10 protein-coding genes are annotated in these 12,426 nt (G+C 46.9%); 5 read left to right on the top strand and 5 right to left on the bottom strand.

Annotated elements, in window-relative coordinates:
• Positions 1–107: 107 nt before the first annotated feature.
• From R0I52_RS07745 to R0I52_RS07735, 3 genes are all read left to right on the top strand, one after another.
• The gene (locus tag R0I52_RS07745; protein WP_317053855.1) at positions 108–1,115 is read left to right on the top strand and encodes a cell division protein ZipA C-terminal FtsZ-binding domain-containing protein; all 1,008 of its coding nucleotides are present in this window, start codon (positions 108–110) and stop codon (positions 1,113–1,115) included.
• 152 nt (positions 1,116–1,267) lie between these two features.
• Positions 1,268–3,337, top strand: a complete 2,070-nt coding sequence (ligA, locus tag R0I52_RS07740) for an NAD-dependent DNA ligase LigA (protein WP_317053854.1) — start codon at positions 1,268–1,270, stop codon at positions 3,335–3,337.
• A gap of 3 nt (positions 3,338–3,340) precedes the next feature.
• A complete protein-coding gene (locus tag R0I52_RS07735; protein ID WP_317053853.1) occupies positions 3,341–5,275 on the top strand; it encodes a tetratricopeptide repeat protein in 1,935 nt (644 codons plus the stop codon).
• Positions 5,276–5,325: 50 nt separating this feature from the next.
• Here R0I52_RS07735 and R0I52_RS07730 read toward each other — a convergent pair whose 3' ends face one another.
• The 5 genes from R0I52_RS07730 to smpB form a co-directional block, all read right to left on the bottom strand.
• The gene (locus R0I52_RS07730) at positions 5,326–5,841 is read right to left on the bottom strand and encodes a hypothetical protein (RefSeq protein ID WP_317053852.1); all 516 of its coding nucleotides are present in this window, start codon (positions 5,839–5,841) and stop codon (positions 5,326–5,328) included.
• A 325-nt stretch (positions 5,842–6,166) separates the two neighbouring features.
• Positions 6,167–6,586 (bottom strand): hypothetical protein, encoded by a 420-nt coding sequence (locus tag R0I52_RS07725; protein ID WP_317053851.1) that lies wholly within the window; start codon positions 6,584–6,586, stop codon positions 6,167–6,169.
• Between the two features lie 375 nt (positions 6,587–6,961).
• A complete protein-coding gene (locus R0I52_RS07720) occupies positions 6,962–9,427 on the bottom strand; it encodes a YgiQ family radical SAM protein (protein ID WP_317053850.1) in 2,466 nt (821 codons plus the stop codon).
• A 243-nt stretch (positions 9,428–9,670) separates the two neighbouring features.
• The gene (locus tag R0I52_RS07715; protein WP_317053849.1) at positions 9,671–10,447 is read right to left on the bottom strand and encodes a hypothetical protein; all 777 of its coding nucleotides are present in this window, start codon (positions 10,445–10,447) and stop codon (positions 9,671–9,673) included.
• Between the two features lie 328 nt (positions 10,448–10,775).
• Positions 10,776–11,252 carry an SsrA-binding protein SmpB gene (gene smpB / locus R0I52_RS07710; protein ID WP_075101997.1) on the bottom strand — a complete coding sequence of 159 codons (477 nt, stop codon included), beginning with the start codon at positions 11,250–11,252 and terminating at the stop codon, positions 10,776–10,778.
• Positions 11,253–11,474: 222 nt separating this feature from the next.
• Here smpB and coaD point away from each other — a divergent pair, with 222 nt between their 5' ends.
• Positions 11,475–11,993 (top strand): pantetheine-phosphate adenylyltransferase, encoded by a 519-nt coding sequence (coaD, locus tag R0I52_RS07705; RefSeq protein WP_317053848.1) that lies wholly within the window; start codon positions 11,475–11,477, stop codon positions 11,991–11,993.
• A gap of 97 nt (positions 11,994–12,090) precedes the next feature.
• The gene (locus R0I52_RS07700; RefSeq protein ID WP_317053847.1) at positions 12,091–12,339 is read left to right on the top strand and encodes a YfhL family 4Fe-4S dicluster ferredoxin; all 249 of its coding nucleotides are present in this window, start codon (positions 12,091–12,093) and stop codon (positions 12,337–12,339) included.
• The last annotated feature ends 87 nt before the right edge of the window (positions 12,340–12,426 follow it).

Here is a 12,426-nt window from a genome sequence, read left to right as displayed (position 1 = left end):
TGATAAACGATGACTATATGATGACGATATTCATAAGCCATGCTAGACTATTGCCATTTATTGTTTCTTGTGTATTCCCTTTTGTCATATATTAGGATGTATCTCTCATGACCGCTATTCAGTTTATCTTGATTGCCATTGCTACGTTTATCGTGCTCGCAGGACTGTATATGGTCATTCGTAGCTTGAAGCGTCGTAGCAGCGCTGACGCTCCTGTCGTCAATTATGACAAAAACGGTATTCCGATCATACCGCGTCACGAGCGCAACATCGTCGACCAACCAGATTTAGAAGATACTGTCGCCGGCGAGACCAGTATCGGCCCTGATCGCAGTTACTTAGATACGGTGGTTGAGCAAGAGCCTGTGGCTGCGCCTCACAATGCTGCGACCCCGTCAGCCACGGCGCAAAGCTCGGCCAATGATACGCCTGATAGCAATGATGAAGACTATATGCGCTGGCAAGAAGCCGAGCTGCGCCGTGATGATGCAGAGTTTGCGGACACAGCGGCGCAGATGGACAGTGAGCAAGAGCTCGATGCGTTCTCAAGTTTGGTATCGGCGACTGATAGCTTGATGCCGTCGATTGATACGGCAGAAGAGCCAAGCTTTGATAGCAACAGCCCCATACTAGATCAGCACCTCTCAGAGCCGGTCGATGAAGCGCAAAACGCGCCGCTTATCAACGCCCAAGACAACATCAACATCACTATTTTACCAACCCAGTATCGTGATCGCCCAACGGCGATTATTCGTGGCCGTGATTTGCTGGCACTAATTGACAAATATGGCCTGCGCTATGGGGCGATGAACATGTTTCATCGCTATGAAAAAAAAGACGGCACAGGCATGCTATGGTTTAGTATGATGGGTATCACCGAAAGCGGTATCGCTCCTTTTGATCCGCATAGCGTCGCGACCAATGTCTATAACGGTGTGGTGGTGTTTTTGTCATTGCCGCATCCACAAGCGCTGCGCAGCTTTGATAGTATGATGAGCATCGCTTATATGATGGCAAGCGATTTGGACGCTATCTTACTTGATGAAAATAACGAACCGATCACGCCCGAATACAAGCAGCAGCTACGCAACCAAGTCCGTGACTATGAAGCCTAAGCGCCAGCGCTAAATAAACCAATAAAAATTAAAATCAAAAGCAAAAAACATCATGATAGCGTGATGTTTTTTGCTTTTTTTATGAGCGGTTTATCACAATATTGGCCAAACTTGTTATGATATCAGCATCTAGAATAATCAAGACGCTGACTATGACTGACCTGCACTTATCGCCTGCCACGGCAAAAAAACCCCAACAACCCGCCACACCTGATGACATCGTGGCACAGATGCGCACGCTGATCGCTGCCATCAAAAAACACAATTATGCCTATTATGTACTCGATAATCCTATTTTGGACGATAGCGAATACGATCAATTGCGCCGCGCATTGCTTGAGATCGAAGAGGAATATCCAGATTTAGTGCAGTCCGATAGCCCTATCAACCAAGTCGGCGACATACCGCTGTCGGCATTTACGCAGGTGACCCATGACATCCCTATGCTATCGCTTGGCAACGTCTTTGATTATGACGAGCTGCACGGCTTTATGCGCCGCGTCAATGATCGCCTGAGCGATGCCCAACAAAACCCTGAGTACGAGATGGAGCTAAAGCTAGATGGCCTAGCGGTGTCACTCAAATACGAGTATGGGCAATTTGTGCAAGCGGTGACGCGCGGTGATGGGCAGACAGGCGAGGACATCACCCAAAACGCCAAAACCATTCGGAACTTGCCGCTATATCTTTGTGAAGCAAAAGACATCCCGCTATTAGAAGTGCGCGGCGAGGTGTTGATGCCAAAGGCGGGGTTTTTACGTTTAAACCGTCTGGCAGAAGAAAGCGGCGACAAGACCTTTGCCAACCCGCGCAATGCTGCCGCCGGTAGCCTGCGCCAACTCGACCCTGCTATCGCCGCCAGCCGCCCGTTGGCGTTTTATGCGTATTCGGTCAATCAAGGTCTGCCGGCGGCGATTGAGACTCAGTCCGATGCACTTGCTTGGCTAAAAGAGCTTGGCTTTACCGTGAGCGCCGTCGAAGTGGTACAGAATCCACGCGAAGCACAAGCCTACTATGAATCGGTGATCAAGAGCCGTGACGCGCTACCGTTTGAAATTGATGGGACAGTGATTAAGGTCAACCGTTTGGCATTGCAGCAGCAGCTTGGGTTTTTGTCGCGTGAGCCGCGCTGGGCGACGGCCTATAAATTCCCTGCCGAGACGGTGATGACGCGCTTAAACGATATCGAATGGCAAGTGGGGCGCACCGGGCAGATCACCCCTGTGGGTAAGCTTGAGCCTGTACAAGTCGGCGGCGTGACAGTCAGTAATGTCACCTTGCATAACTTTGGCGAAATCCAGCGCTTGGATGTGCGCGCAGGTGATATGGTCAGTGTGCATCGTGCCGGCGACGTCATCCCCAAAGTCACGCGTGTCTGGCACGACCAGCGCCCAGCGGACGCAAGGCCAGTCGAGCTACCATCGGCTTGCCCCGTGTGTGACTCGCCTGTGGTGCTGCCAGAGGGTGAGGCTTTGGCGCGCTGTAGCGGTGGCCTGTTTTGTCCTGCGCAGCAAGTCGAAGCGCTTATCCACTTTGTCTCACGGCGGGCGATGGATATCGATGGGCTGGGCGAGCGCTGGCTGATAAGTTTTTTTGAGCATGGCCTTATCAAAACCGTCGCTGATATCTATGACTTACACAACCATACCGACGAGCTGATCACTTTTGAAAAACTGGGCGAAAAATCAGTAAAAAATCTCATTAGTGCTATCGACGCCAGCAAGCAGACGACACTCGCACGCTTTATCTACGCGCTTGGTATTCGCGGCGTGGGTGAGACGACCGCGCAAAACCTCGCCCAGCAGTTTGGCGAGCTTGATGCCTTAATGTCTGCCAGTATCGAAAAACTGCTCCTCACGCCTGATGTCGGTGCGATCACCGCCGAGCTGATTTATGAGTTTTTCCGAGCGCCGCACAATATCGAGGTCATCACCGCGCTACGCGAGGCGGGCGTGCATTGGGACAAAGTCGAGCAGGTCGCAGCAGAAGGGCTACCACTTGATGGGCAGACGTGGGTCATCACCGGAGCGCTTGCGAGCATGGCACGTGACGAAGCCAAGGCCAAACTACAAGCCTTAGGCGCAAAGGTGGTGGGTAGTGTCTCCGCCAAAACTACCGCATTACTAGCAGGCGAAAAAGCAGGCTCAAAACTGACCAAAGCGGAAAAGCTCGGCGTAAAAGTGGTGAGTGAGGATGAGTTCTTGACGATGGTTGGGGAGTAGGGTATGAATATTGATGATATGGAAGGTCTGGACAAAGAAACTCGGAAAGAAATTGAAGAGTTGCTGACTGTGACGCGTGAGAGCGAAAGTGATGAGCAATTCTCACTTGCTCAGAGAAAGCTGGCTGAAATATTCTATAAGAATGGATTGCTTGATGAAGCTGTTAGAGTTAGTAAATTAATTGAGCCTCAGGACAATAGAGAACATTATAAAAAAGCACAATATAATATTGCTACTGTTTATGAAGAACAAGACAAAACTGAAGAAGCTCTAAAGATATGGTCGAAAATAGAAGCAGACTCTTCAGAGATATATTCTAGAGCACAATATAATATTGGCACTATAAAAAATGACTTAGGTGAATTTGAAGAAGCAAAAAACGCGTGGAGCAAGGTTAAGAAAAGCGGTAGTCCAGAGGCATATGCTAGAGCACAATATAATCTAGCTTCTCGACTTGTCAAAGAAGGTCAGGAAGACAATGCTATTCGAGCATGGCGTAATATAGGAAAGAAAGATGACTCTGAGATATATGCACTTGCACAGTTTAATATAGGCGTTAGTCTAAATATCAAAGACAGTACTTATGAAGCTTTAGAGACATGGGAAAAAATAGAAGCTAAGGATTCTTTAGAAGCATTCAATCGTGCTCAATACAATATTTGCACAGTATCGTTGGAAAATACGCAGTATCAAGATATTAATAGAGCTGAGAATGCACTTAAAAAAATCGTAAATGGGTATCAATATGAAAAGCGATGTCTAGAAAAAATCTGTAGATTGCTTAAGACTTCCTCTACTGATATTGGAAAACATTTATTACTACTATTCATTCGTACTACTGAGATTATTGAAATACTTAAAGTAGATTTTAGTCATAGAGTAAGTGACAATAAGCCTGTAGAACGTAAACTAGCTCACTATACTGGTACAGATACAACAAATAAATTACTAGATATAGAAAAAGGAAAAGAACAACCAAGCTCATTCCGTCTTAACACTATAAATAACGTAAATGATCCTAGTGAAGGTAAACTTCTTATAAATTACCTAAAAGAAATCAAAGAGGATTTTTCATATAATTCTCAATTTGATGAAAACTTACATGCTTTTATTAGTTGCTTTACTTTTAACCACGATAGCCTCAATCAATTCAGACTATACGGTAAGCAAGATAATAAAGAAGCCTCTGGAATTAGCTTAGTGTTTAATGAAGGTTTTTTTCAAAAATATAATTCTACTGTAGGGTTGTCTTACGTAGCATTTGAAGATAATTCAAAGGAAGTCAGCATAACTTCTGTTCAAAAGCATGTTGATGATAAATCTGGTAAAAATAATATAGAAGCTATAAACAAAATAAAAAAGCAGCCAGTAATGAGATGTGTTTATCTTGATCCTACGTCTGATTACATTCATTTAGCTCAACGTAATCGACTAACGTTTTTTCGAGAATTTAATGATGAAGTTGTACAGTTGGAAAGTGAGCAGATAAGTAAAGCCGAACACGAGTGGAAGAAATACCAGAGCTTTATTGATAAAAAGACTGAAGATTTCAGAATGGCCTTTATAGACCTTAGAATTGCTTATACAGCTATTGTAGAAGAATTAACTAAGATTGAGGAAAGAAATCCGAGTTTATCAGGCAGAATAAAAAATTTATTAAATGGAATTCTTTTACCTCTAAAATACCTTATCAAACATTCAGCATTTCAAGAAGAGCAAGAGTGTCGTATGGTTTATATGACTTCACTTGACGATGAAAAAGTACAAATGGACTTTGGCAAGTTTTTATATGTGGAATATGAGGCTGACGTAAAATCTAACCTTGATAAAATTTACATTGCCCCAGCTGCAATACAATATCAACCTTACTTAGCTAAACTACTTTGCAATACGAATGTCAAAATTGAACTTTCAAACAACCCATATCGTCAGACTTAATATTTCTTCGTAGCGTGTGTGATAAGACTCAAAACACACGCTATGAACTTCTACTCCGCCATTTCCCCATGCGCCTTTGCTTCACCTTTTTTACCATCTGGCTGAATGACGATAGGCAAGACCAACCCTTTTGCAAAGTCATCCGTCAATACATAATCATAACGGCTGGCCGCCACGTCAGGCGTGGTATGAATGACAAGTTTTATCTCTTCACTATCGATAATCTCATGTGAGGTATAGCGCTCGCTCAGCTGATCTAGCACTTTTGAGAGTGCTTCGTTGCTCGCCATGCTCACCGTGAGGTTATGCTGGGCAGTAGCAGCATCCATATCAAAATACTCGGCATAATCGAGGACGTTTTGGCTATCGATGGCAAAGGGGTACTCATAGGTGCTGCGTTCAGCAGGCTTTTCGCCGCTCGCGACCGATGACCAATCGATGGTGTAGGCGGCAGGCGCTGAGGTTTGTGCAGTGCCATCGCTGGACGCTGCCGCTTGCTCAGTTGTAGGTTTGGCTATCTCAGTTGGTTGGTCACAGCCTACTAGCGCCCAACCAGCAGTAGCCATCAGTAATATACTCGTTAAGCGCATTCCCATCGATGTATCCTCTTTGTTATTGGTCGTTATGGTTGCCCGTTGTGCTATTTTGCCAGCTTTTGCTCGGCTTCTCTAGGGCGTGTTCTCAACACTTTCTAATATCTCAATATTACCTGCGCTATTCTCGTTGTTTGATTAGGGCGTGTTGAACATTCAACCATGGCACTGACAGAGACTATTAACACGCATAAAAAAACAGCCATCTTTTGATGACTGCTTTTGACGTACTTTATTGGTTTGGCTTTTTGACCTTCTGTCGTTTAAACGCAAAAGCTTAACGACTAAACCTTAAACATTATCTACCGATCTGGCAGTTTACTTGATATTCTTTACCGTTTGCCCATTTGATGGCAAAGATACCTTTGTCGCCTTTCATATGCCAAGCATAGACTGCTTCTGGGTTTGAGTCATTGATATAGCTGGCTACGTCACCTTGTACGCCGCCGTTTAGGATAATTGGCTGCTCTGCCCATTTTACTTTAGGCATGGTGGCGTTTAGCATAACTTGTTTTTTATTGATAGACTGTTTTGCCATGATTTGGCTGTCATCAGTACAGGTATAAGGTGCTGGTGCCATACGGTCGTAAGCGGCATCCGTGACGCTCTCTGATGCTGGCGTGTTTGTAGCGTTTGGCGTGGTCGGTGCGGTAGTCGCACAAGCGCTTAGCAGTGCAAGGGCAGGTAAGGCAGTAGCGATTTTGGTTAGGGTCTTCATGGTATTCTCCAAATATTTAACAAAATTATAAGAGGTCTTAAGACGTTTATAAAAATTATCATGTATTTATTATTAACAATGCATTAAGCCGAAAATGCATTAAACATAGGCATAAGCATATAGTGCCTATGGTAACGAAAACTGCCTCTGATAAGTGTTAGAAATTGTTTGTTACATGTTCATTAAGTTACGTAAACACTGACTAATGTAACGCTATGGGACAGTCGTTAGTGATAGTCGGCTCGCTGCCCGTGCCACATTTGACAGTTAATGCGATATAACACCCTACAATCACCAAAAAAAACGCCTGCCGACCGTTGGTCGATAGGCGTTTTGCTTAAACAGCGCTTAGGATAGTTCTAGCCATCGTCCAGACTATTTAGTCTTGCGCGGCGGCAGGCCAGTATGCTGCGTCTGAAAGTTGCCTTTACTGACGCGCTTTTTGCTATTTTTGTTCCCAGCTTTTTTGGTCGTTGGGCGATCAGAGGCGCGGTTGCTGCGTTTGAGCGAGTCATTGCCGACGCGGCTGTTCTTTTTGCGTGCAGACTGGTAGCTGTCTTGCGCCGCATCACGGCCTTCTAGATGGGCGTTATATGGCGGTATCAGGCAGCCGCGGTTTTTACCGATCAGGTCGCTGCGGCCCATGTCTTGTAGCGCGCGTCGTAGTAATGCCCAGTTTTTTGGGTCATGGTAGCGAAGAAAGGCTTTGTGCAATTTGCGCTGCTTGCCTGATTTGACGATGTCCATATCACCACCCTCACGGCTGACCTTGTGTAGCGGGTCTTTGTGGGTATGGTACATGGTGGTCGCGGTCGCCATGGGGCTAGGATAAAACGCCTGCACTTGGTCGGCGCGGTAGCCGTTACGCTTTAGCCACAGCGCAAGGTTCATCATGTCTTCATCTTTGGTGCCAGGGTGAGCGGCGATAAAGTAAGGAATCAGATACTGCTCTTTGCCAGCCTCGGCGCTGAAGCGCTCAAACATGGCTTTAAATTCGTCGTAGCTGCCCATGCCCGGCTTCATCATCTTGGACAGTACGCCTTCTTCAGAATGCTCTGGGGCGATTTTTAGATAGCCGCCGACATGATGGCTGACCAGCTCTTTGACATACTCAGGGTCTTTGACCGCCAAGTCATAACGCAAGCCTGAGGCGATTAGGATTTTTTTTACACCTTTGATATCACGAGCTTTACGATATAGCTGGGTGAGGTTGCTGTGATCGGTAATGAGGTTTTCACAGACATCAGGATAGACACAAGACGGCTTGCGGCAGTTTTTCTCAATGGTCTCATCTTTGCAGTTGAGGCGGTACATGTTGGCAGTAGGGCCACCAAGATCGGAGATAACACCTGTGAAGTTAGGCGCAGTATCGCGGATGGCTTCGACTTCACGTAGGATGGAGTCCTCTGAGCGGTTTTGAATGATGCGGCCTTCGTGCTCAGTGATAGAGCAAAATGTACAACCACCAAAGCAGCCGCGCATGATATTGACCGAAAACTTAATCATGTCATAAGCTGGGATGCGTGCGTCACCATAGCTCGGATGCGGCAAGCGGGCATAAGGCAGGTCAAACACATAATCCATCTCTTCGGTGGACAGCGGAATCGGTGGCGGGTTTAGCCACACATCGATGGCGCTGTGTGAATTACCACCGCCGCTGCTGTGTCGTTGCACCAGCGCTCGAGCGTTACCGGGATTGGTTTCTAAATGCAGGATGCGGTTGGCATGCGCGTAGAGCACAGGGTCTGATTTGACCTGCTCATAGTCAGGCAGGCGAATAACTGTCTTATCACGTGGCGGCATTTTTAGCTTATGTTTCCGCGCGGTCATCGGCTTGTTTGTTTTTATCTTATCAAACCCGCGCATCTGTACCACTTGCGTGTCGGTATCGACTTGATCAGCATTTAAGACTTTGTTGGTGACGGGCTCGGCGACGAAGCCAGCATATTGGGCAGACATTCCTGTCATGGCTGATGTGGCTTGCCCAACTGGCGAGTCCGATGGTTTTTCTTGTTCGATTTTACAGCTATCAACGTCCTCGGTCATCACGTACGGGTTGATGATTGGATCGACGCGGCCGATGGTATCGACATCGTTGCTGGCGACCTCAGTCATATCCGCTTGCCAATGGCGACGACTCGGCGAGAGTAGGTACGCTGTGCCTCGCAGCTTACTCATCTGCTCAAACGTATAGCCTTTAGACAGACCATGTACCACATCGACGATGGCGCGCTCGGCATTGCCGTACAGTAACACATCAGCGCGGGCGTCGAGCAAGACGCTACGGCGCACTTTATCCGACCAGTAGTCGTAGTGGGCGATACGGCGAAGGCTACCCTCGATACCGCCGAGGATAATTGGCACATCGGGATAGGCCTCACGGCAGCGCTGGCTATAGACGATCGCAGCGCGGTCGGGGCGTTTGTTTGCCACGTTGCCTGGCGAGTACGCATCATCGCTACGAATCTTACGATCGGCGGTATAGCGGTTGATCATGCTGTCCATATTGCCCGCGGTCACGCCGTACGCATAGACTGGCTTGCCAAGCGCCATAAAGGCGTCTTTACTCTTCCAGTCAGGCTGGGCGATGATACCGACGCGAAAGCCCTGCGCTTCTAATAAGCGACCGATAATCGCCATACCAAAGCTTGGGTGATCGACATAAGCGTCGCCTGAGATGATAATGACATCACAGGCATCCCAGCCCAGCGCGTCCATCTCAGCACGGCTCATCGGTAGATAAGGCGCAGGCTCGTAGCAGCTCGCCCAGTGTTTGTCATAATCATAAAGCGGTTTGATGCCTTGTTTAAAGGCGGTACGGGCGATGGTATCGGCAGACATGGGCGGACCTGTTAAATAAAAAGAGACACTAAAAAATAAGCCGTTATTTATCAATAATAATAACGGCTCATTAAAAAACGCTCATTTTAACATGAATTGTCTTCAGGATGTCATAAAGCCGTTTTAATGAGTAAAGGGTAAGTTATTGATAGCGTAAGAAAATATTGAGCGTAAAGGCGGACACCAAACCGCTGGCTTGTGCCGTATTTTTAAAATCATGACTGCTTTAGTCAAAGACACAAGCTAATCGCCCAATAATTGTAATGGAAAAGTCACCACATCAAATGCTAAGGCAAAAGGCAGTAACACCAGTTTTTGGGCGCTATTAGGGCCGCGGCGATTGACCTGCTCGTGCTCTGTTTGTGTATAAAAGCTGACGGTATAAGGTTTGGTCAGTGAGCGGTAATTGGACTGAATCAAACGTAAATTGCTGACTTGCGGATAGATAGCGCCTTTGACAGGAACGCTAAAGCAAAAGCGCTGTGCATCGATGCGCTGGTCGCTAGTGGTGGTGCAGTCACGGCCATTATTTTGCAAAAAGAACTGATAGTCTGAGCGCTGAAACTCGTCTTTTAATTTGGCATAAGACAGCTTCATCTCTCCTTGAAAAACGCCAGCGTTATCGGGTACATAAAAGCTCATGTCATTATCGACGTGGATGTTTTTGGGTGTCAGGGTGCTCAGTAAGCTGATCATCTCTGTCCCGCCCTGCGTCAACACATAGCTGTTTTTTTCGCCGACGATGACCATGGTAGCATTGGGTGTTTTGGGTAACACTTGAGCTGGGCGACCAAAAGCGACGATCTGATCTTCGGATAATATCTCTTTGCTGGTTTGGCTGCTGACATGACGATCATTTTCTAGTAGTGCGCTGGTAGCGCAGCCTGAGCTGGCAAGTAGCGCTGCAAGCGATAGCCCTATACAGCTGGCTTTTAGATACCTGTTTAGGTATACGTTTAGGTACACGGCTGCGCTCATGCTTTGCAGCTTATGAGAGAGTGGGGTTTTTGATGGGGTCATGGTCGCACTTCCTTGTTTGCGATATTGTTGTGGGGAGATGACGGTGGTTTTCTGTAGATATCCTACCTTGTTTATCCAATACTTTGCTACTGCAAATAGAGGTTTTGCGGCGATGATATATAGCTATGGGCTGATCTGGTTCGGTATTGTGTGTTTACTGCTTCATGGTATCCGTCAGCTGCGCGGTGCCAAGAACGAAACGTTAGGCATTAAAGCTGCGGCTTAACGCATGTACGCTGGGGCGATATCTATAATAAAACAGGACGGTTTACGCGGTGGTAAATCGTCCTGTTTATCAGCTCGATAGGAGCAACGTCTGCCAGAGCATTCAATCCAAATGCTGCTTAAAGCCGCGCTGCTTATCGCGCTCCCAGTCGCGGTCTTTCAGGGTTTTACGTTTATCGTGTTGCTTTTTACCGACGGCAAGGGCGATCTGACACTTGACCATCGAGCGCTTCCAGTAGCAAGACAGCGGCACACAAGCGTAGCCTTTTTGATTGACCGCGCCATATAATTTGTCGATCTCGCGGCGGTTGAGCAGCAGCTTACGGGTACGGATGCTATCGGGGCTAATGTGTGTCGAGCTAGATAGCAGAGGCTGGATATGAGCACCAAACAAGAAAGCCTCACCATTACGAAAGGTAATATAAGCCTCGGTGATGGACATTTTGCCTGCACGAATGGCCTTGACTTCCCAGCCTTGCAATGACAAGCCTGCCTCAAAGGTTTCTTCGATAAAATACTCGTGCCGCGCTTTTTTATTGGCGCAGATTTGATTGTCTGGTTTTTTTGCTTTTTTTGACATAAATTCTCCATCAGGATGTCAGTGCGCTGCATCCTTGTCTTACCATTCCTCATCCAAGACCATTGGCGGCCTACTATGTGAGATGAGTCGAAGCGCTTATTGTAGCAAAGCAAAGGGGCAAAAGGTAAATCGGCTGTTAGGACAAATGTAGCAGATAAGTATTAAATGTAGGCAAAATTTGCTAGCATGTGCAGTATCATTAACGACCAGATTAACACTGCTATGAATTCAGCAAATGTCGCCCATGCTTCAAAGCCTCAGACCAAGATTTTATACCCTGGCACCTTTGACCCCATTACCAATGGCCATGTCGATTTGGTGACGCGAGCGACCAAATTGTTTGATGAGGTGGTCATCGCCGTGGCATCAGGGCACCACAAAAAACCGCTGTTTAGTTTTGAGGAGCGGGTGGATTTGGTCGAGACGGTGTTTGCAGATTTGCCGCAAGTGTCGGTGGTGGGTTTTGAAGGTCTGCTTGTGGATTTTATGCGCCTGCAAGGTGCCACTGCCGTCTTGCGTGGCCTGCGTGCGATGTCGGATTTTGAGTATGAGTTTCAGCTGGCCAATATGAACCGCGAGCTCGATGAAAATTTTGAGGCGGTGTTTTTGACGCCATCGCAAAACTACTCGTTTATCTCATCGACGATGATTCGTGAGATTGCCAAGCTTGGCGGCGATGTCAATAAATTTGTGCCGCCTTGTGTCTCGCAAGCTTTTGCCAAAAAGCTCACGCTTAACTAGCCGTCACCGTTTATCTGCTGACAGTTATTTTATCCTTCACCAAACTCGCCAGAGTAATCTGCCGCGCTTGTTATTAGTCATACATAAGGAGCAGTTTATGGCATTGTTCATCACTGACGAATGCATCAACTGTGATGTCTGCGAGCCTGCTTGCCCAAACGAGGCCATCTCTGAGGGCGATGATATTTATGTGATCGACCCTGACCTGTGCACAGAGTGTGTCGGTCACTTCGATGAGCCGCAATGCGTGGTCATCTGTCCTGTCGACTGTATTCCAAAAGACCCTGACCATGTCGAGAGCGAAAGCGATTTATTGGCCAAATACAAGCGTATCACTGGTCAATAATGCGCTGAGATGCTACTGCCCAACAACGCCTAGGAATAATATGATGAATACGGATATTCAACTGCCCATAGACTTTTTTCAACATAC

This window comes from Psychrobacter sp. CAM01 (genome assembly GCF_032842965.1).
Classification (GTDB): Bacteria; Pseudomonadota; Gammaproteobacteria; order Pseudomonadales; family Moraxellaceae; genus Psychrobacter; species Psychrobacter celer.
This window is presented reverse-complemented; position numbering and strand designations above follow the sequence as displayed.